We start from the raw sequence: 18,450 nt of genomic DNA on the forward strand, positions 1-18,450 counted from the left end.
GGACACTGATATGCGCCGCGCGCCAACCGCCGGCGCGGCGGCCACCGCCCGCCCCGACCTGATCGGCAAGGCGCGCCTGATCACCTACGCCTTCCAGCAAGGCGACCTCGACAGCCTGCGCCGGCAATTGCTGGCCCGCGCCCAGCAGGACGCCGACGACGCCAATGCCGCGCTGGACCTGTCCATGACCTTGCTGCTGCTGGGCCAGCACGACACCGCGATGGCCTTGCAGCGGCACGCGGTACAGGCACAGCCGCTGTATCACATGCCCGCCGCCCGCCAGCCCGCGACGCTGCGGCTGCTGGCCCTGGTCGCCTGCGGCGATTTCCTCGCCAATACGCCGCTGGAATTCCTGATCGCCGATTCCGACATCGCGCTGGACATTCTTTATGTGGGTGAAGGCATACCGGCGCCGCAACACTTGCCCGAGCATGACGCGCTGATCGTGGCAGTCGGCGAATCGAGCGCGAACCGGCCGCTGCTGGAAGCGCTGCAAGAGCCCGTCTCACTATGGCATCGTCCGGTGCTGAACCGGCCCGAGCACGTGCTCAAGACGTCCCGCGACGGCCTGGGCGAGGCCCTGCGCGATGCCGCGGGCATCATCATGCCGCGCATCCGGCGCGCCACGCGTGCCGACCTGGACGCCCTGGCCCGGGGCCACGTCCGTCCTGCAGACCTGCTGCCCGGCGTGGACTATCCCGTGCTGGTGCGGCCGCTGGATTCCCACGCAGGCCACGGCCTGGAGAAAATAGCCCGGCCGGCTGACCTCGCCGCCTACCTGGCCGCCCGCGACGCGGCGGGCCCCGCCGGCGCGGCGCCCGCGCCGACGTCCACGCCGGCATCCGTGCCGCCGCCCGACGCCGCGGAGGACGATGGCGCCACGCCCTCCGCCGAGTTCTACCTCTCGGAGTTCGTCGACTACCGCAGCGCCGACGGCCTCTTCCGCAAATACCGCGTGGTCATGGTGGACGGGCAGCCTTTCCTGGGCCACCTGGGCATCTCGCCGCGCTGGATGGTGCATTACCTGAACGCGGACATGCTGGAAAACACCGCCAACCGCGCCGAGGAAGGCGCGCAGATGCAGGGTTTCGACAGCGGTTTCGGCGCCCGCCACGCCGACGCCTTCGCGGCTATCCATCGCCGGGTCGGCCTGGACTATTTCGTCATGGACTGCGCGGAAACTCCGGACGGCCAATTGCTGGTCTTCGAAGGCGACACCTGCGGCATCGTCCACGCCATGGATCCGGAAGACATCTTCCCTTATAAAGCCCCCTACATGCGCCGCATCTTCGCGGCGTTCCAGGACATGCTGCGTAAACGCGCCGCCGGCCCGCGCGCAGCGGCGTGAACAAAAGACCCCGGGGGAAGGCCGCGGCCCTGCCGCAAGGCTCGCTACAATCTAGGTCCATTGCAAACCGGGGGGGCGTTCGTCCCCCCACCCCGCAAGACAGAACCGGATCCCGATGTCGCAACACGCAGAAGCCGCCCATACTCCCATGATGCAGCAGTATCTTCGCCTCAAGGCCGAGGCGGGTCCGCTGCTGCTGTTCTACCGGATGGGCGATTTCTATGAAATGTTCTACGACGATGCCGAGCGCGGCGCGCGGCTGCTGAACCTGACCCTGACCAAGCGGGGCAGTTCGGCGGGCCAGCCCATCCCGATGGCGGGCGTGCCTGTCCATGCCATGGAGCAATACCTGGCCCGCCTGGTCGCACTGGGCGAATCGATCGCCATCTGCGAACAGATCGGCGACCCGGCCGCCAGCAAGGGCCCGGTGGAACGGCGCATCGTGCGCATCGTCACACCCGGCACCCTCACCGACGAAGCCCTGCTGCCCGCGAAGGCGGACCGTTCGCTGGCCGCCGTTCACATCAGCGGCGGTCGTACGCCCCGTGCCGGCCTCGCCTGGCTGAACCTGGCCAGCGGCGACTTCCACGTGACCGAGTGCGCGCCGGCGCAGCTCGAATCCGAGTTGCACCGCATCGCCCCGGCCGAGCTCATCTACGCCGATGGCGCCGACTGCGATTTCAGCTTCGACGGCGCCCGCACCCGGGTACCGGACTGGCATTTCGAAAGCGATGGCGCGCGCCAGCATCTGCTGGCCCACTTCCGAACCGACAACCTGGCCGGCTTCGATGTCGAGGACATGCCGGCCGCCATCTGCGCCGCCGGCGCGCTGCTGCGCTATGCCGCGCGCACGCAATCGCAGGGACTGTCCCATATCCAGAGCCTGAGCGCGCAGCGGCTGGGCGAGTTCGTCCTGCTGGACCCCGTCACCCGGCGCAACCTGGAACTGACCCAGACGCTGTCGGGCGAGGAAGCGCCCACGCTGTTCTCCGTGCTGGACGGCTGCCGCACCCCCATGGGCAGCCGCCTGCTGCGGCGGTGGCTGCACCATCCGCTGCGCGAGAACGCGCCGGTGGTGGCGCGCCAGACGGCGATCGCCGAAATGCTGGCCGACCGCATGGACGATGGCGCCGGCTATGCCTCGGCCACGCCGCTGGAAACCCTGCGCGACGCCCTGGAACGCTATCCCGATCTCGAACGGGTTGCCACGCGTGTGGCCCTGCGCTCGGTGCGCCCGCGCGAACTGGCCAGCCTGCGCGACGCCCTGCTGGCGCTGCCCGCGCTGCGCGAGGCAGTGCAACCGCTGACCCGCTCGCCGCGCCTGGCCGAGCTGGCGGGGCGGCTGGACCTGGACCCCGCCATCGCCCACCTGCTACAGGAAGCGATCGCCGCCGAACCGGCTGCGGCCGTCCGTGACGGCGGCGTCATCGCGGCCGGCTACGACGGCGACCTCGATGAACTGCGCGCCCTGGCCACCGACGGCGGCGACTTCCTGGTCCAGCTGGAAGCCCGCGAGCGCGAACGCAGCGGCATCGCCAATCTGCGCGTGGAATTCAATCGCGTGCACGGCTTCTATATCGAAGTCAGCCGCGGCCAGGCCGACAAGGTGCCGGAGGACTATCGCCGCCGCCAGACGCTGAAGAACGTCGAACGCTACATCACGCCCGAACTGAAAACGTGGGAAGACCGGGTGCTGTCGGCGCAGGACCGCTCGCTGGCGCGCGAGAAATGGCTGTACGAACAGGTCATGGATGCGCTGGCGGCGCATGTGCGCGCGCTGGCGGAATGCGCCGGCGCGCTGGCCGAGCTCGATTGCCTGGCGGCGCTGGCGGACCACGCCAGGCGCCACGCCTGGTGCGCGCCCGAACTGGCCGAGGATGCGGACATCGAGATCGACGCCGGCCGCCATCCGGTGGTCGAACGCGCCATCGAGCGCTTCACGCCCAACGGCTGCCGTCTCGACGCGACCCGCCGCATGCTGCTGATCACCGGCCCCAACATGGGCGGTAAATCGACCTATATGCGCCAGATCGCGCTGATCGTGCTGCTGGCCCGCACCGGCAGCTACGTACCGGCCACGCGCGCGCGCATCGGCCGCATCGACCGCATCTTCACCCGCATCGGCGCCGCCGACGACCTGGCGGGCGGGCGCTCCACCTTCATGATGGAGATGACCGAGGCCGCCGCCATTCTCGCCGCCAGCACCCCCGCCAGCCTGGTGCTGATGGACGAGATCGGCCGCGGCACGTCGACCTACGATGGCCTGGCCCTGGCCTGGGCCATCGCCCTGCGCCTGCTGACGCACAATCGGGCCTTGACGCTGTTCGCCACCCACTACTTCGAAATCACCCGGCTGCCGGCCGAACAGCCGACCGCGGCCAACGTCCACCTGGCGGCGGCCGAATCCGCCAACGGCATCGTCTTCCTGCACGAAGTGCGCGAAGGCCCGGCCAGCCGCAGCTACGGCATCCAGGTGGCGCAGCGCGCCGGCGTGCCGCCCGCCGTCATCCGCCAGGCCACGCGCGAACTCGAACGGCTGGAGGCGCAGGGCGCCCCGACGCCCCAGTTGGGCCTGTTCGCCGCCGCCGCGCAAGCCGATGCCGCCGCATCCGCCCAGGCCGACGCGGACGCGGACCAGGAAGCGCTGGCCGCGCTGCGCGACGAACTGGCTGCCATCGACCCAGACAGTCTGACGCCGCGCGAGGCGCTGGACGCCCTCTATCGCCTGAAGGCCGCCGTGCGCTAAGCCGGGCCAGGACCGCCATGAACCCCGATACCCCCTTGCAACTCCTTGGCGGGCGCACGCCCGCGGACTTCATGCGCCGCTATTGGCAGCGCAAGCCGCTGCTGATCCGCCAGGCCATCCCCGCCTTCCGCCCTCCGCTCACCATTGCGGGCATCAAGCGCCTGGCGCGCAACGATGATGTCGAAGCGCGCCTGATCTGGCGCGAGAACGGCGCCTGGCAGATGGAACATGGGCCCTTCGCCCGCCTGCCCAAGGCCGGCGAACCGGGATGGACGCTGCTGGTGCAAGGCGTGGACCTGCATGACGACGCCGCGGCGGCGCTGATGCAGCAGTTCCGCTTCATTCCCGACGCGCGGCTGGATGACATCATGATCAGCATCGCCACCGACGGCGGGGGCGTGGGTCCGCATTTCGACAGCTACGACGTATTCCTGCTGCAGGCGGTGGGCCAGCGCGACTGGCGCATCGGCCGCCAGCGCGACCTCAGCCTGGAACCCGGCCTGCCGCTGCGCATCCTGCGCGACTTCCGGCCCGAGGAGAACCATGTGCTGGCGCCGGGCGACATGCTGTACCTGCCGCCGCAAGTGGCGCACGACGGCATCGCGCTGGGCGACTGCATGACGATATCCATCGGCTTTCGCTCGCCCAGCCAGGCGGTGCTGGCGCGCGGCATGCTCGAAGCCGCGGCCGAACAGGTGTTGGCGCGCGCCGGCCAACCCGCGGGCCCCTACGCCGAACCGCCGCTGCCCGGTCCCGATCTGCAAGGCGTCTACCGCGACCCGGGCCAGCCCGCCGTGGCCCAGCCCGCCGCGCTGCCGGAATCGCTGGTCGACGCGGCGCTGGCCGCGGTCGGCAAACTGCGTTTCGACCAGGCGCTGGCAACGCGCTTCCTGGGCTGCTGGCTGACCGAACCCGCGGCCAATGCCGTATTCGACGGGCTGCCGCCCGAAGAGGTCGATCTTGCGACCGCCTGGCCCGCCGGCGGCCGCCTGGTACTGGACCGGCGCAGCCGCATGCTGTACCGCCAGCGCCAACTCTTCGTCAATGGCGAAGTGGCGCCGGTCCCGGCCTCGACGCTGATGCGCCGCCTTGCCGACGACCGCGCCATCGACTGCGCCAGCGCGCGGCCCAGCGCCGCGGAGCAGGACCTGCTCGCCGAGTGGCTGGACGACGGCTGGCTGCGTTACGTCGAAGCGTGACGCCTGGCGACGGGGAAGGCGACATCGCCTCCCCGCCGGCACCAACAGATCGACGGGTCCAGAGAACGCGGTTCGCTGCAAGGGCAGGAGGTATCCAGACGGAACACAGCCCCGCGGATAAGGCGGATTCGTCACATCAGGAAAAAAACGACACAGTGCAGCAAGGCCTTTTTCCTTTGGGACGAGGAAGCTTTAATTTTCCTACTCAATCCCTCAGCCCTTTCCTTTAGCCTGAAATATCGACTCCCGCGGTCGCTGGCTCGCGGCGCGGAAGACCGTCGATCGATTTCATTAAAAGGAGAACCGCTCATGTTGAGTAAAACCCTGATCCTCGCGTCCGTCCTTGCCGTCTCGCTGACGGCCTGCAACAAGAAAGAAGACACGGCGCCGGCAGCGGGTGGTTCGACGCCCTCGACCACCGCTCCGTCGACGACCGCGCCGTCCACCACCACGCCCCCGGCCGCGGGCGGCGCCATGACGCCGGCGCCCTCCACGGGCGGCACAACCACGCCGGCCGCGCCCAAGTAAGCGGCCGCGGCAGGCTCGCCCTGCCCCCAGGCCCCGCCCGACCCTCGAAGCAAGCCCGGACGCCCGTCCGGCTTGTGGGGGCCGCGCGGGGCCTTTTTTCGCCAGGGTAAGCGCACGCTCGGGCACACTGGCTTCTCCAGCATGTCCTAGTCCATCAAGCAAATCTTGCACCTATTCGCTGAGACATGAATTGCCTACAGTGGTGCCATCGCGTGGCCGGCAGCCATGACGGCAAGCCCGCGCGCACACCCTGAACCTATTGCGGAGCCGTTCCATGAGCACCCTGCGCCTTCCCTACAGCACCCTCTCCCCCGAAGCCTATGCCGGCTTCATCGCCACGAAGAAGGCCCTCTCCAAGAGCAGCCTGGGCAAGCAACTGGTGGAACTGGTCTACCTGCGGATCTCGCAAATCAACGGCTGCGCCTTCTGCCTGGAGATGCACACGGGGTCCTTGCGCGCCGGCGGCATGCCGGCGGCCAAGCTCGACGGCGTGGCGGGCTGGCGCGTCAGCGGACATTTCGACGAGCGCGAGCGCGCGGCCCTGGCCTGGACGGAATCGCTGGTCGATGTCGCCCACACGCACGCCCCCGATGAGGACTTCGAGCCACTCAAGGCGCATTTCAGCGATGCCGAGATCTCCGACCTCTGCTTCGCCATCGCGTTGATGAGCGCGTTCAACCGCATGGCGATAGGCTTGCGTCAGTAACACCGGTATCAGCGGGGAACCAGTGCGGCGCCGCCCTGGAGCCAGCGCCCCCCATACCCATAACGCAACGGGCCGCTCCCCTGTCACCAGGGAGCGGCCCGTCGCTACTTGCATCGCTTACACGCGCGGGCCGGACGGCATGTCGCCGCCTTGCCCCCGCATGCCGCCCCGTTGACCGGAGCGGCGTCACGTCACTTACATCTTGTCCCGCAGCACGCCCAGCAGACGCTGCGCCGTGGGCGTATTGTCACGCTGGCCGTTGGTGTCGAGCACCGTGATCTGCGTGGTATCGCCCTGGCCGGCCAGGTGCACGCGGTATTGCGGCGCCTGCGCCTTCTTGTCGCTGCTGGAGAACAGGCGGCCGAAGAAGCCAGGCTGTTCGTTCTGGATACCCGTGTCGGTATCGACGTAGCGAACGAAGTAGTCGCCAGCCGAACGGTCGCGGTCATCCACCGTGAAGCCGCCCGAATCGAGCGCCACGCCCACACGGCGCCACGTGCGATCGAAGGACTCATTGACGCTGAGCAAGGCGCCATCGGCACGCACGTCCTGCACCTGCGGACGCTGCGGCGCCTGTTCGGCATTGGCCACCAGCGTCTTGGCCTTGTCCGTATCGGTGCCCAGGAACACCATCATGCGCGCCAGCATGGCGGCGTTCAGGCCCGGGTCTTCCTTGCCGAAGGTCCACTGCGTGTTGGAGGGATCCGTGTTGGCGTTGCCCAGCACCTTTTCAACCATGTGCTGGTGGCTGACATAGATCTCGGTATGGCCGTTGACGCGCTCGACGCGGGTACGGAATTTCTCGCGCTCGCCACTATCGTAGGCCTGCTCGATCAGCAGCCCCAGGGCCTGGCGCAGCCAGCTTTCCGGAATCTTGGCGCGGTTCTCCGCCCAGTTCGTCTCGATCAGGCCGGCGGCCGGATTGTTGGTCTGGATGGTGAAGCCGTTCTCGGTCCAGAAGTCCACGATCCGGGGGAAGTACTTCTCCGGCGGCGCGTCGATCACCAGCCAGCGCAGGTCGCCGTCACGCTCGACATGCATGTCGGAGCGCTGCGGCAGCACGCCGGTGTTGACGGAGGCATTGCTGGCCTTGTCCATCGCCTGGGCCTGCGATTGCGCCTGGTATTGCGAGTACGTGGTCGACCCGGTGGTCGGCGCGCGATAGCGCGGGTCGTTGGCGGCTTGGGTGAGGTCGGGCGGGATGCTGAGCGGGTCGACACGCTGGGCGCTGGCGCTCTTGTAGTCGATCGATTCTTCTTTACCCAGGAACTGATTCACTTCGCTGCAACCGGCCAGCAAGGCCAGGGTAATCAATGCCGACAGGCCGGCATGGCGCTTGTTCATACGTATCCTCATAAATCCTTTAGAGCAGACCAGCGTCCTGGAGCGCGGCCTGAACCGTCGCGTGATGCTGGTCGCCAAGTTCAACCAGCGGCAGGCGATAGCCTAGGGGCATGCGCCCCAGTTTTGCCAAGGCCCACTTCACGGGAATTGGGTTCGCCTCGACGAAGAGCGCCTTGTTCAGACGCGCGAGGCGAGCGTTAAGTTCACGTACCTTGGCGACGTCCATGGCCAGCGCCGCCGCACAGAGATCGCGCATCAGGCGCGGCGCCACGTTGGCCGTCACCGAGATATTGCCGCGCGCGCCCAGCAGGATAAGGGCGGCCGCCGTGGGATCGTCGCCGCTGAACACCTGGAAGCTGGCCGGCGCCTCGCGCAACAGCAGCGCGCCGCGCGCGATGTCGCCGGTGGCGTCCTTGATGCCGATGATGCCCGGCACCTGGGCCAGGCGCAGCACCGTCTCGTTGCTCATGTCGGCCACGGTGCGGCCCGGCACGTTGTACAACACGGTCGGCAGGTCGACCGCCTCGGCGATCGCGCGGAAGTGGCGATACAGCCCTTCCTGGCTGGGTTTGTTGTAGTAGGGGACGACGGACAGGCCGGCTTGCGCGCCCACGGACTTCGCGTGGCGGGCCAGGTGGATGGCTTCGTCCGTGGAGTTGGCGCCCACGCCGGCGATGACGGCGATACGGCCAGCCGCATGCTCCACCGCCACACGGATCAATTCGGCATGTTCGTCCATCGACACGGTGGGCGATTCGCCGGTGGTGCCGACCACGACCAAGGCGTCGGTGCCTTCGGCCACATGCCAGTCGATCAGGTTGCGGTAGCTGGCGTAATCCAGCGTTCCGTCCGGATGCATAGGGGTGACCAGGGCCACCATGCTGCCCTGAAAAGTTACGCCAGCGGCGTTTGCCGAGGATGCCATCGTGAAGGGGCTCCTGTGCCGGGGACGGGATTGCCCGCGGCCGTAATCCGTAAAACCCGGGAGTTTACCGGATACGGCCGAAATTCCTAGAGAGCAACCCGCAATCGTGGAGAAAGCTGCCGATTTTGGATGCGCTCATAGGAAAATTCTTACAGGAACCAACTGACGATGGCCCCGCCCAGCGCCAGGAAGGGGTGCAGGAAGTAGCTCAAGGATCCGCTGAACAACAGCAGCAGCACGATCAGCGTGCCGTAGGGCTCGATGCGCGAATACTGCCAGGCCAGCTTGTGCGGCAGCAGGCTGAAGACGATGCGTCCGCCATCCAGCGGCAGCAGCGGCAACAGGTTCAGCGCCATGAGCACCAGGTTGACCTTCACGCCGCCGTACGCCATCTTCAGCCAGAACCCGTCCAGGCCGCCCGCCTGGGAGAGCAGGCGCAGGATGATGGCCCACAGGATGGCCATCAGCAGATTGGCGCCGGGCCCCGCCGCGGCCACCCACAGCATGTCCTTCTTGGGACGGCGCAGGCGCCCGAAGTCCACCGGCACCGGCTTGGCCCAGCCGAACAACAGGCCGGGACTGCCCAGCAGCTTGGAGGCCAGCAGGATCAGCAAGGGCACCAGCAGGGTGCCCACGGGGTCGATATGGCGGGCCGGGTTCAAGCTGATCCGTCCCATCTGCCAGGCGGTTGGATCGCCCAGCGCGCGCGCCGCGTAGCCATGCGCCGCTTCATGCAGGGTGATCGCGAAAATGACCGGGATCGCGTAGATGGCGATCGACTGGATGAGATCGTTCATGGATCAGCCGATTCCCAGCAGGGCGGGATCGCCGCGGCCCAGGCGCAGCACCTGGGGATCGTCGCCCGTCAGGTCGATGACCGTGGTGGACTCCTTGGGACAGGCGCCGCTGTCGATCACCGCGGCCAGGTCGTGCTCGTAGCGCTCGCGGATGAGTTCGCCGTCATTGAGCGCGTCCGTCTCGCCCTCGGGAATCAGGGTGGTCGACAGCAAGGGTTCGCCGACCAATTCCAGCAGGCCCAGCGTGACCGGATGCTCGGGCACCCGGATGCCTATGGTCTTGCGCGAAGGGTGGGAAACCCGCCGCGGCACCTCGCGCGTGGCTTCCAGGATAAAGGTATAGGGCCCCGGCGTAGCCGCCTTCAGAAGGCGGTACTGCCGGTTGTCGACCCTGGCAAAATGGCCGATCTGGGCCAGATCCCGGCAGATCAGCGTAAGATGATGCCGCTCGTCCAGCCCGCGCAAGCGGCGCAGGCCATCGGCGGCAGCCTTGTCATCCAGCCGCGCGATGACCGCGTAGCTTGAATCGGTGGGAACGGCGGCCAGCCCGCCGTCGCGCAGCAATTGCGCGGCCTGCTTCAACAGGCGGGGCTGGGGGTTCGCGGGGTGTACGGAGAAAAATTGCGCCATGCGATTATCCTAACATCCCGTATTGCGGCATCCGCGCGTGCGTATGCCTGAAGGAGAAGACTCATGCGCCTGGACGATTCCCGCGAAAGCGACAATGTGGAAGACCGCCGCGGCTCCGGCCCGATGATAGGCGGGCGCGGCACCATAGGCATAGGCACCATCGTGCTGGCCCTGGTGGCCATGTATTTCGGGGTCGACCCTCGCATCATCCTGCAACTGGCGGGCGGCGGCGCGCCGACCCAGCAGCAGCAGGCGCCGGCGCATGCGCCCCCCGCCGACGACAGCCGGGCGCGCTTCGTGGCCAAGGTGCTGGGCGAAACCGAGGACACCTGGACCCAGTTGTTCAAGCAGTTCGGCAATACGCCCTACGTCGATCCCAAGCTGGTGCTGTACACCGGCGCCACGCCCACCGCCTGCGGCACAGGCCAATCCGCGATGGGCCCCTTCTACTGCCCCGGGGACAGCAAGGTCTACCTGGACATGTCGTTTTTCGACGAGATGAAGCGCCGCTTCCAGGCGCCTGGCGAATTCGCGCAAGCGTATGTCATCGCGCATGAGGTCGGCCATCACGTCCAACACCTTCTGGGCATTTCGGACCGCGTCGACCAGTTGCGCCGGCAGAATCCGTCGCAGGGCAATGCGCTGTCGGTACGGCTGGAATTGCAGGCGGACTGCTTCGCCGGCCTCTGGGCCAAGCACGCCGACAGCGCCCGCCACATTCTCGAACAGGGCGACGTGGAGCAGGCCTTGAACGCCGCCAGCGCCATCGGCGACGATCGCCTGCAAAAGCGCAGCCAGGGCTACGTCGTGCCCGATACCTTCACCCACGGCACCTCGGCGCAGCGGGTACGCTGGTTCAAGCGCGGCCTGGACACCGGCGATATCAAGCAGTGCGATACCTTCGGCGCCAGCCAGCTGTAGCGCCTCGATCCTGAATCCCGGCGCGGCTCAGCGCGTCGGGAACCCCGTCAAGGCATCGACGATTTCGCGGCCGTGCGATACGGCGGCGTGCACGGCCTCGGCCGGACTGTAGACAAAGCCCCCATCGACGAAGCACGGGATGGGATAGGTATCGGCGTCCTCATGTTGCAGCGAGGCGGGAACCACCTCCACGACGGCGGTGAAGACGGGCGCGCCTGATGCCTGGCTGACGTGATCGGTGCTCTGCAAACCCCGCGCTACCTTGGCGGTCAGGCGGAAACCTTTGTAAATGGCGTGATTCTGATGCACTACAAGACCCCTCGCGTTTTAAGGAGCATAGCCGCGTGTCATGACAATACGCGGAATATTTTGTAACGCAGTAATTACCAAAGGTTAAGCAGTACTAACCCGCAGGGGAGAAAGCGCGCGCGCGGAAAATAGGGCCGGGCTCGCGCCGCTATGGAACCATGGCTGGGCATGGAAAATGCGGCAACTTTCCGCAAAAACAGGGTACGGAGTGGACATGGGAGCAGACGTTGTTCCACCGCCACGCCCGCTCGGAGACTCATATGCTGACTCGTGAACAACTCAAGGTGCTCAAGGCCATACACGCCGGCGGCCCGGTAGCGGACAACCCGCATACGGATCTATTACTGGAACGGGGGCTATTGGCGCGCCAGCCTGGCATGCCGGGCCTGGCGGTGACGCCAGCCGGCAGGCGCGCGATCGGCCTGGGCGAGGCGTTTGGCGATTCCATCCTGGATGCGCTCTTGCCTGGCGAAGGCGCCAGCCAGGCAGTGAAACCCCATTGAAGTGGCAGGGCCAAGCCCGCGGACCTGGCCGCGCGACCGGCGCGGGCGCATGGGTCCATGGCCGCCGGCCCTTGCCATGGCCCCGATGCGGTTTACTTCAGCGCCGCTGCGATCTGCTCGCGCATTCCCTCGAAACCCGCCAAGTACTGCTGGCTTTCCGATCGGGCCAGCAGGCTGGCATGGTTTTGCGCCAGGCGCGCCTCGATCGCTTCGCTCAAGCCCGGCGTGCCGCGCGCGACATGCAGCGTGCACAACAAGGCGCTGGCCAGGGCGCTGATTTGTCCGCCCTGATGAGCGATGGTCTGCGCGACCAAGGCCAGTTTTTCATCGGTATCCATGATTTCCTCGCTAGTCTAAGCCTGTGCCGGCGGACGGTGTAGCCCATGTGGCGCGCGATAGCGGGACATCCACGGAACGTCCTCGTGCAAGCGCCGCAGGACTGGCCGCAAGGCCGGCGAAGCCCGCGCATCCTAACATGGCGCCAGGCGGCTCCCGACCATGCGTATGGTGCGCGCACTGCCGTTACATCGCCGGCACGTCCGGATTGCGACTTCCGTCCGGCTTGGCGGCGCGCCCTTGCCGTGCCAAGCTGTGCGAAGCGCGCCGTGGCAGCGACCCCGGGTAGCGACCCCGGGTAGCAACCTCAGTTGGCGACCTCAGGTGGCGACCTCGGGTGGCGACCTCAGGTAGCAACCTCAGTCGGCAATATCACGCAGCCCATGCATGGCAAATGAGAAGACCCCATGACCAAGCCCGTCAAGATCACCCTGTTCACCCTGGTCATCATCGTCGCGCTCGTGGCGACGGCGGCGGCCCTGGCGATGCATATGGTCGTCACGCGCATCAATGCCGTGCTGGGCGAGCAGGGCCGTGCCGAGCAAATCCACGTCGGGCTGGCCGAAATCGTGCTGGAGAATGTGGATATCGGCGCGCCCCCGGACTGGCCGGCGCGCCAGACGCTACGCGCCGCGCGCGTGGTAATCGTCCCCCGCTGGCGGTCGCTGCTGTCCGATGAAATCTCGCTGGAACGGGTCACGGTGAACGACTACTACCTGACCGTCCTGCGGCCCCGCGACGGCGCCATCCGGTACATGCCCACCTTGCGCGAACACCGCAACGAAGCATCCTCCGGCGATGCGGCGTCCGGCGACCAGGGCGGCACGCCGCGCCGACGCACGGTCAATATCGAAAAACTGGAATTACGCAACGGCCATGTGGACTTCTATGACGCCACGATCGCCACCCCGCCCTATCGCGTGCCGCTGGATGAATTGAATGCCGACATCGGCCCCATCCGGCAGCCGCCCGTCAATCTCCATACGCAGTTGCACGCGCAAGGGCTGATGGTGGGCAAGAACCGGCGTGGCAAGATGGAGCTCGATGGCTGGGTGGCCCTGCCCAGCCACGATGCCGATATCCAGCTTCGCTTGCGCAGCGCGGACGTCACCCTGCTCGCGCCCTATCTGCAACGCCGTTCGCCCGCGGCCCTCGCCGGCGGCGCGATGGACCTGGACATGCGGACCGAGGTTGAAAAAGAGCGCTTGCGCGCGCAGGGCCGCATGACGCTGACCGATCTCAAGTTCGCCGAGGGCGATGCCCCCCTGCTCGCGCTGCCGCGCAAGGCCGTATTGGCCGCGATGGAAAACAGCAAGGGCAAGGTCAGCTTCGATTTCTCGATCACCGGCAACCTGCACGATCCCAAGTTCTCGATGGATGAAAGCCTGGCGACGCGCGTCACCGCCGGTTTCGCCAAGGCGCTGGGCATCAGCGTGGAAGGCGTGGCCGGCGGCGTGGGCGAGGCGGTCAAAGGCCTGGGCAACGCCTTGGACAGTCTGTTTGGAAAGTAGGAGGGCGCGGCACGGGGATGCCGCGCGGGTGGGCATAAGGGAGCATGGGGCCGGCATAGGGTGGCGCAGCGGCTGGCACAGTCCTTGCTCCAAGGGAGCTGTCCCTGGTTTCGGATGCAAGACATGAAGACACTGCGCCCTTCGTCCCAGGATGGGGAAAACCATCCAGCCCGCTCCGGAAATGCGCAACGGCGCACGGGGCGCAAAAGCGAACCTTCGCCCAGGCGCCTGGGGCTGCGCCCCGGTCACGCCTCCCCCGTGCACGCGCTGTTCGAGCGCTTTGCCAACAAGGTCACGTCATGGACCGGATCGCCCCTGGTGTTCGGCATCGCCTTCGGGCTGGTCCTGGTGTGGGCGATTACAGGCCCCTTCTTCGGCTACTCCGAGACCTGGCAACTGGTCATCAACACCGGCACCACCATCGTCACTTTCCTCATGGTCTTCCTGATCCAGCAAAGCCAGAACAAGGACAGCCATGCCGTGCACCTGAAGCTGGACGAACTGCTGTGCGCGATCGCTCAAGCCGACAATCGGCTGGTGCATATCGAAGAACTGGACGACGCGGAACTGGATGAAATCGCCGACCGCTACCGGCAGTTGGCGGAGCGCGCCCGCGCGCATCGCCGCGCCGCCCAGGCGCGCCACATGGGCGACGAACCGGCGCCATAGAACGGGTCAGGCCACCCATCCTGCGTCGGGAGCGGCGGGGCGGGGCGTGGGCAGCGGCGGCGACTTGGGCTGGCCGTCACCGGCGGGGCGCCCGTCCGGCGGAAGGTCGATGTCGGGCAAGCCGGGCGGCGTTGCGGGGTCTGGCGTATGCGGCACGGGGATGTCCGGATTTTCGGGCAGGCCCGGCGTACGATTGTCGGTTGGCTTCATGGCTGGTCTCCTATGACGACGGCGGGAAAATTCCCCCGGACTGCAACTTCCATACCTTGCCGGAAGGGCCGCCGCGCACGGCATCGCGCAAGGACCGATCCTGCGCTCATTCGCTCTCATAGCCACGATTCACGGAGCCCAGATAGCTCACCATGCAGTCGCGGTAGAGAGGTTCCTCGCTGTTGCCATCACCTGAATCGGGCGGAAAAAGTTGGAGGAGCGCGTCATCCAGCTGCGCGCCGAAAGTCGCCAGATAACGTTGCGTCGAAGGATCCAGGATGGTGAGCCCATCGCGGCCGAGTTGCTCTCCGATACCGCCCGATGACATCACCATCGCCCTGGCGCCGACTTGCAGGACGATGCTGCGATGCTCCTGGAGATAGCTGCGGATTTCCGTGGCCAGGTCGAACCGGGACATCGCGGGCAAGGGTGCGGAGGGAAGCGGATCCGGCCACTTGCAGTCATACTGCTTCAGATACGCAAGCCCGCCCTTGTGGTCCTGGCCCTTCAAGGCCAGCATCAACTGGCACAATTGGTGGGGCGTCTTGCGGTAGCTCTCGGGTTGCGCATCGTCGTCCGAAACGACCAGCCAGTCCGCATGGCCCATGGCTTTCCCGAGAAAATAAGCTCGGTAATCCAAGGCATGATGATCGGGGCGGCGATCTGCGTCCACGTGGTAGCAGACCACGATGGGAGGATCGTCCAGGTCCTCCATCAATGCGGCCTGGGCCAAAAGGCGCTCGATGGAGAACCGCCGTGCCGCGGTTGGGACGCTTGGAGCGGCTGGGGCGGCTGGAACGCCTGCCGAAACCGAGGGGGCCGACACATGCCAGTACACGCGCCGCGGCCCGCCGGCCCTGGCGGCAAACCCACCACCGGACGGCCTGGCGGAGGTATCCACGTACAGCAAGGCATAGTCGAGATCCGCATTGCCGAAATAACAGGCGGCATCGTCGACCGGCGTCGTCCCCGGTCTGGTCCCGTCGCCCATCCACAGCTCGGCGTGGTCCCTGATCGTATGCACGTCACCCGACCGGGGCTGGTAAAGATGAATCAAGTAAGCGGCGGCGCCAGCGCCATCCATATCGTCCGCACGCGCATAGGCGTCGAGGACGAAGGCGCGTACACCGATCTGGACCATGACGCTGTCCACGCCCGGTTTATCCAGCAGCGCGCGGATACGCTGTCGTACCTGGCCATGCGACAAGGATGGCGACAGGGTTTCACGCTGGATGTCGCCCCATTCATGGGCCCGCATGCAGCCGTCGATATCGGTCCACTTGCGGCCGTTGACCAGGTCGCGGACCTCGTCGGGACTCCTGCCGCGCGCCCTGAGCATCAGCCGGGCCAATTCGGGCTCGCTTTTACCCGACATCCAGTCGGCGATCACCGTGTAGACCGGCGGCCTGGCCGGCGTCGCGCGCCCCTCCCCCGCCCCATCCACCAGAGGATAGGCGCAGCATCCGATCCCCGTTATGGCCCCGACGGGGCGTCCCTGGACCGCATACCATGCGAGTCCCTTGCCCAGGCGCGCCTCCGGCGCCACGTAGGCACGCACAGGCGAAGAGACGGGTTCGCCGGCAGGGCTGAAATTGATAGCCAACTCGAATCGGGCGTCGGGGCGCCCCACCACGGCGCAGCGGCGCCCCACGTCAAGGACGCGATATTCGGCCGGCGAACCAAAGGCGCCATTGTGAAGTGGCTCGGATCGTTCGAAGGTATAGGGTTCGCGCACGAATGCATCGCCGCGATGCGTTTGTGGCTGCGGCAGCAGGTAGAAGAGATGCCGGCGCTCGGCATCCCAGGCGATTGCCTCCGTTCCCGAGCCGGAAAGCCGGACGTGGATACGAAATCGTGTTTCGCCAGGCGTTGACGGCGCGGGATAGCCGCGGCCGGCGGACCGGGTGGCGTCCAGCCCGAAACTTACCCGCGCATAGGCGCCGTCCCCATATGCCGACGCCAGAGGCTGGCTTTCGGCGCGGGCGAGGCGACGATGCGCGCGCGGCTGTCCGGCGCGAACCAGTGGGCCGCGGGCATCCTGGTCTTGTGCCTGGACAGTGGCCAGCCCATAGCTTTCAAACGCCTCGTTCCCCGACGGCGCCAAGCACATGGTCAGCGAATTTCCCACTCCGATTTCTCCCGTTCCAATTGAGAAAGATCCGAGTCGGTGGCGGAACTGTCCTTAAGGTTCCCGCCCGCGCGGCGGCCTGCCGCCTATTCGTACTTCCTGCCCTGCTCCAGCAACTCGGGCGTCCCGATCAACGCATTGAGCTGGTCGAAGTCCAGCATGGCGTCGCGCCAGGGCGCCGTGCTGCCATGCTCGCGCAGGCTGCCGTAATAGCGTTGCAGCATGAAGGACACTGCCCGCGCCGTGCCGCCCGGAAAGATGACGATGGAAAAACCCTTGGCGCCCAGCTCGGCGGCGCTCTTGACCGGCGTCAGCCCGCCTTCGACCATATTCGCCAGCAGCGGCACCTTGCCCCTGAAGCGCCGGCAGGCGGCTTCCATCTGTTCATCCGTGCGCAAGGCCTCGACGAAAACGGCGTCCACGCCGCACTCGCGATACTGCTCCGCGCGATCCAGGGCCGCCTCCAGCCCCTCCACGGCCACCGCGTCGGTACGCGCCAGGATCAAGGTATCGGCGCTATGGCGCGCATCCAGGGCCGCGCGCAGCTTGCCGCGCATTTCGCCCACCGGCACCACGGTCTTGCCCGCCAGGTGGCCGCAGCGCTTGGGAAAGCCCTGGTCTTCCAACTGGATCATGGCCGCGCCGGCGCGCTCGAAACCTCGCACGGTGCGCTGCGTGTTCAATGCATTGCCGAAGCCGGTATCGCCGTCGACGATGACAGGCGTGCGCACGCGCTCCGTGATGCGCGCCAGCGTCTGCTCGACTTCGCTGTAGGTCGTCAGGCCGACATCGGACCGTCCCAGCCGTGTATAGGCGATGGACGCCCCCGAGAGGTACAAGGCGTCGAAACCCGCCTGCTCCGCGATCAACGCGGAGAAGGCGTCGTAGATGCCCGGAGCCAGCACGCACTGGCCACTGTTGATTTTCTGCTTGAGCGTATCAGGCATCATGCCCTCGTATCGATGTTGTAGGGTGCCCAGCCGCGGCTGCGCCCCGTGGGCGCCGCCTCGGAAACGGCACCGGGAAGCGGCGGCGGGACGCGCCTTGCGGGCGCGCTTCCCGCCGCGACGGGATCGTCACCGCATGGGGTGGGCCTGCAAGGTACCATCGGCCAGGCGCCGCTTGAGTTGCGGCAACAGGCCGCCGGCCTGCACCATATCGCGCAGGAACGCCGGAATCGGCGCACAGGGCAAGACGCCGCCATCGTCGCGCACCACCCGGCTGCCCTCCAGGTCCAGCGCGACGTGCTCGCCTTCGGCCAGCGTCTCGGCGTCGGCGCAGGTCAGCAGCATGAGCCCGACATTGAAGGCGTTGCGGAAGTACAGGCCGCTATAGCTGGGCGCGATCACCGCGCTCACCCCCAGCGTCACCAGCGCGGCCGCCGCCTGCTCGCGCGACGAGCCGATGCCGAAGCCTGGCCCGGCAACGATCACATCGCCGGGTCGCACTTGCGCGGCGAACTCGGGACGCACCCGCTCCAGGCAATGGCGGGCGATTTCCTCGATGCTGAATTTCATGTAGGCGCCGGGCGCCAGTTGGTCGGTATCGACATCGGCGCCCAGGCGCCACACACGGTGGCGCCGCGCCGGCGTTGCGGTACCGGACGGGGCGGGATTCTTGCCATTCATCGCGCTACTCCT

At 67.1% G+C, this 18,450-nt stretch carries 19 protein-coding genes; 9 read left to right on the top strand and 10 right to left on the bottom strand.

Annotation, left to right across the window (positions count from 1 at the left end):
- The first annotated feature begins 10 nt into the window (after nucleotides 1-10).
- The 5 genes from C7R54_RS06485 to C7R54_RS06505 all read left to right on the top strand — a co-directional run bounded on the left by C7R54_RS06485 (nucleotide 11) and on the right by C7R54_RS06505 (nucleotide 6,527).
- Nucleotides 11-1,348 carry an ATP-grasp domain-containing protein gene (locus C7R54_RS06485; RefSeq protein WP_129149291.1) on the top strand — a complete coding sequence of 446 codons (1,338 nt, stop codon included), beginning with the start codon at nucleotides 11-13 and terminating at the stop codon, nucleotides 1,346-1,348.
- A gap of 115 nt (nucleotides 1,349-1,463) precedes the next feature.
- Nucleotides 1,464-4,094, top strand: a complete 2,631-nt coding sequence (gene mutS / locus C7R54_RS06490) for a DNA mismatch repair protein MutS (protein WP_420809123.1) — start codon at nucleotides 1,464-1,466, stop codon at nucleotides 4,092-4,094.
- A 17-nt stretch (nucleotides 4,095-4,111) separates the two neighbouring features.
- Nucleotides 4,112-5,293 carry a cupin domain-containing protein gene (locus tag C7R54_RS06495; RefSeq protein WP_129149292.1) on the top strand — a complete coding sequence of 394 codons (1,182 nt, stop codon included), beginning with the start codon at nucleotides 4,112-4,114 and terminating at the stop codon, nucleotides 5,291-5,293.
- A gap of 309 nt (nucleotides 5,294-5,602) precedes the next feature.
- Nucleotides 5,603-5,821, top strand: a complete 219-nt coding sequence (locus tag C7R54_RS06500) for an endopeptidase (protein ID WP_129149293.1) — start codon at nucleotides 5,603-5,605, stop codon at nucleotides 5,819-5,821.
- Between the two features lie 274 nt (nucleotides 5,822-6,095).
- Nucleotides 6,096-6,527, top strand: a complete 432-nt coding sequence (locus C7R54_RS06505; RefSeq protein WP_129149294.1) for a carboxymuconolactone decarboxylase family protein — start codon at nucleotides 6,096-6,098, stop codon at nucleotides 6,525-6,527.
- 195 nt (nucleotides 6,528-6,722) lie between these two features.
- Here the strand turns inward: C7R54_RS06505 and bamC are convergent, their stop codons facing one another.
- From bamC to C7R54_RS06525, 4 genes are all read right to left on the bottom strand, one after another.
- The gene (gene bamC, locus C7R54_RS06510; protein ID WP_129149295.1) at nucleotides 6,723-7,871 is read right to left on the bottom strand and encodes an outer membrane protein assembly factor BamC; all 1,149 of its coding nucleotides are present in this window, start codon (nucleotides 7,869-7,871) and stop codon (nucleotides 6,723-6,725) included.
- Nucleotides 7,872-7,890: 19 nt separating this feature from the next.
- The gene (dapA, locus tag C7R54_RS06515; protein WP_129149296.1) at nucleotides 7,891-8,796 is read right to left on the bottom strand and encodes a 4-hydroxy-tetrahydrodipicolinate synthase; all 906 of its coding nucleotides are present in this window, start codon (nucleotides 8,794-8,796) and stop codon (nucleotides 7,891-7,893) included.
- A 149-nt stretch (nucleotides 8,797-8,945) separates the two neighbouring features.
- Nucleotides 8,946-9,593: a site-2 protease family protein gene (locus tag C7R54_RS06520; protein WP_129149297.1), complete on the bottom strand. Its 648-nt coding sequence runs from the start codon at nucleotides 9,591-9,593 to the stop codon at nucleotides 8,946-8,948.
- Nucleotides 9,594-9,596: 3 nt separating this feature from the next.
- Nucleotides 9,597-10,223: an L-threonylcarbamoyladenylate synthase gene (locus C7R54_RS06525; RefSeq protein ID WP_129149298.1), complete on the bottom strand. Its 627-nt coding sequence runs from the start codon at nucleotides 10,221-10,223 to the stop codon at nucleotides 9,597-9,599.
- 63 nt (nucleotides 10,224-10,286) lie between these two features.
- On the opposite strand from C7R54_RS06525, the gene ypfJ reads away from it, so the two are divergent.
- Nucleotides 10,287-11,144: a KPN_02809 family neutral zinc metallopeptidase gene (gene ypfJ / locus C7R54_RS06530; protein WP_129149299.1), complete on the top strand. Its 858-nt coding sequence runs from the start codon at nucleotides 10,287-10,289 to the stop codon at nucleotides 11,142-11,144.
- A gap of 27 nt (nucleotides 11,145-11,171) precedes the next feature.
- Here the strand turns inward: ypfJ and C7R54_RS06535 are convergent, their stop codons facing one another.
- Nucleotides 11,172-11,453: a hypothetical protein gene (locus C7R54_RS06535; RefSeq protein ID WP_129149300.1), complete on the bottom strand. Its 282-nt coding sequence runs from the start codon at nucleotides 11,451-11,453 to the stop codon at nucleotides 11,172-11,174.
- A gap of 260 nt (nucleotides 11,454-11,713) precedes the next feature.
- Here C7R54_RS06535 and C7R54_RS06540 point away from each other — a divergent pair, with 260 nt between their 5' ends.
- Entirely contained in the window at nucleotides 11,714-11,956 is a 243-nt protein-coding gene (locus tag C7R54_RS06540; RefSeq protein WP_129149301.1) for a hypothetical protein, read from the top strand.
- A gap of 92 nt (nucleotides 11,957-12,048) precedes the next feature.
- On the opposite strand, the gene C7R54_RS06545 is transcribed toward C7R54_RS06540, so the two are convergent.
- Nucleotides 12,049-12,294, bottom strand: coding sequence for a hypothetical protein (locus C7R54_RS06545; protein WP_129149302.1), 246 nt, complete (start codon nucleotides 12,292-12,294; stop codon nucleotides 12,049-12,051).
- 405 nt (nucleotides 12,295-12,699) lie between these two features.
- On the opposite strand from C7R54_RS06545, the gene C7R54_RS06550 reads away from it, so the two are divergent.
- Both C7R54_RS06550 and C7R54_RS06555 read left to right on the top strand, forming a co-directional pair.
- On the top strand, nucleotides 12,700-13,803 hold the full coding sequence (locus tag C7R54_RS06550; RefSeq protein ID WP_129149303.1) for a DUF748 domain-containing protein: 1,104 nt from the start codon (nucleotides 12,700-12,702) through the stop codon (nucleotides 13,801-13,803).
- A 123-nt stretch (nucleotides 13,804-13,926) separates the two neighbouring features.
- A complete protein-coding gene (locus C7R54_RS06555) occupies nucleotides 13,927-14,472 on the top strand; it encodes a low affinity iron permease family protein (protein WP_129149304.1) in 546 nt (181 codons plus the stop codon).
- Between the two features lie 6 nt (nucleotides 14,473-14,478).
- Here C7R54_RS06555 and C7R54_RS06560 read toward each other — a convergent pair whose 3' ends face one another.
- The 4 genes from C7R54_RS06560 to C7R54_RS06575 form a co-directional block, all read right to left on the bottom strand.
- Nucleotides 14,479-14,682, bottom strand: coding sequence for a hypothetical protein (locus C7R54_RS06560; RefSeq protein WP_129149305.1), 204 nt, complete (start codon nucleotides 14,680-14,682; stop codon nucleotides 14,479-14,481).
- 106 nt (nucleotides 14,683-14,788) lie between these two features.
- Nucleotides 14,789-16,810, bottom strand: coding sequence for a hypothetical protein (locus tag C7R54_RS06565; protein WP_129149306.1), 2,022 nt, complete (start codon nucleotides 16,808-16,810; stop codon nucleotides 14,789-14,791).
- Between the two features lie 86 nt (nucleotides 16,811-16,896).
- Nucleotides 16,897-17,760 carry an isocitrate lyase/PEP mutase family protein gene (locus tag C7R54_RS06570; protein ID WP_129149307.1) on the bottom strand — a complete coding sequence of 288 codons (864 nt, stop codon included), beginning with the start codon at nucleotides 17,758-17,760 and terminating at the stop codon, nucleotides 16,897-16,899.
- 126 nt (nucleotides 17,761-17,886) lie between these two features.
- On the bottom strand, nucleotides 17,887-18,438 hold the full coding sequence (locus C7R54_RS06575) for a LeuD/DmdB family oxidoreductase small subunit (RefSeq protein WP_129149308.1): 552 nt from the start codon (nucleotides 18,436-18,438) through the stop codon (nucleotides 17,887-17,889).
- Between the last annotated feature and the right edge of the window lie 12 nt (nucleotides 18,439-18,450).

Source organism: Achromobacter aloeverae (assembly GCF_004121055.1).
GTDB classification, from domain to species: domain Bacteria; phylum Pseudomonadota; class Gammaproteobacteria; order Burkholderiales; family Burkholderiaceae_B; genus Bordetella_C; species Bordetella_C aloeverae.

Coding starts and splice junctions, on each gene's coding strand:
- C7R54_RS06570 (WP_129149307.1), bottom strand. CDS start 17,760: ATGATGCCTGATACGCTCAAGCAGAAAATCAACAGTGGCCAGTGCGTG.
- C7R54_RS06525 (WP_129149298.1), bottom strand. CDS start 10,223: ATGGCGCAATTTTTCTCCGTACACCCCGCGAACCCCCAGCCCCGCCTG.
- C7R54_RS06555 (WP_129149304.1), top strand. CDS start 13,927: ATGAAGACACTGCGCCCTTCGTCCCAGGATGGGGAAAACCATCCAGCC.
- C7R54_RS06495 (WP_129149292.1), top strand. CDS start 4,112: ATGAACCCCGATACCCCCTTGCAACTCCTTGGCGGGCGCACGCCCGCG.
- C7R54_RS06560 (WP_129149305.1), bottom strand. CDS start 14,682: ATGAAGCCAACCGACAATCGTACGCCGGGCCTGCCCGAAAATCCGGAC.
- ypfJ (WP_129149299.1), top strand. CDS start 10,287: ATGCGCCTGGACGATTCCCGCGAAAGCGACAATGTGGAAGACCGCCGC.
- dapA (WP_129149296.1), bottom strand. CDS start 8,796: ATGGCATCCTCGGCAAACGCCGCTGGCGTAACTTTTCAGGGCAGCATG.
- C7R54_RS06550 (WP_129149303.1), top strand. CDS start 12,700: ATGACCAAGCCCGTCAAGATCACCCTGTTCACCCTGGTCATCATCGTC.
- C7R54_RS06575 (WP_129149308.1), bottom strand. CDS start 18,438: ATGAATGGCAAGAATCCCGCCCCGTCCGGTACCGCAACGCCGGCGCGG.
- C7R54_RS06485 (WP_129149291.1), top strand. CDS start 11: ATGCGCCGCGCGCCAACCGCCGGCGCGGCGGCCACCGCCCGCCCCGAC.
- C7R54_RS06520 (WP_129149297.1), bottom strand. CDS start 9,593: ATGAACGATCTCATCCAGTCGATCGCCATCTACGCGATCCCGGTCATT.
- bamC (WP_129149295.1), bottom strand. CDS start 7,871: ATGAACAAGCGCCATGCCGGCCTGTCGGCATTGATTACCCTGGCCTTG.
- mutS (WP_420809123.1), top strand. CDS start 1,464: ATGTCGCAACACGCAGAAGCCGCCCATACTCCCATGATGCAGCAGTAT.
- C7R54_RS06505 (WP_129149294.1), top strand. CDS start 6,096: ATGAGCACCCTGCGCCTTCCCTACAGCACCCTCTCCCCCGAAGCCTAT.
- C7R54_RS06545 (WP_129149302.1), bottom strand. CDS start 12,294: ATGGATACCGATGAAAAACTGGCCTTGGTCGCGCAGACCATCGCTCAT.
- C7R54_RS06500 (WP_129149293.1), top strand. CDS start 5,603: ATGTTGAGTAAAACCCTGATCCTCGCGTCCGTCCTTGCCGTCTCGCTG.
- C7R54_RS06540 (WP_129149301.1), top strand. CDS start 11,714: ATGCTGACTCGTGAACAACTCAAGGTGCTCAAGGCCATACACGCCGGC.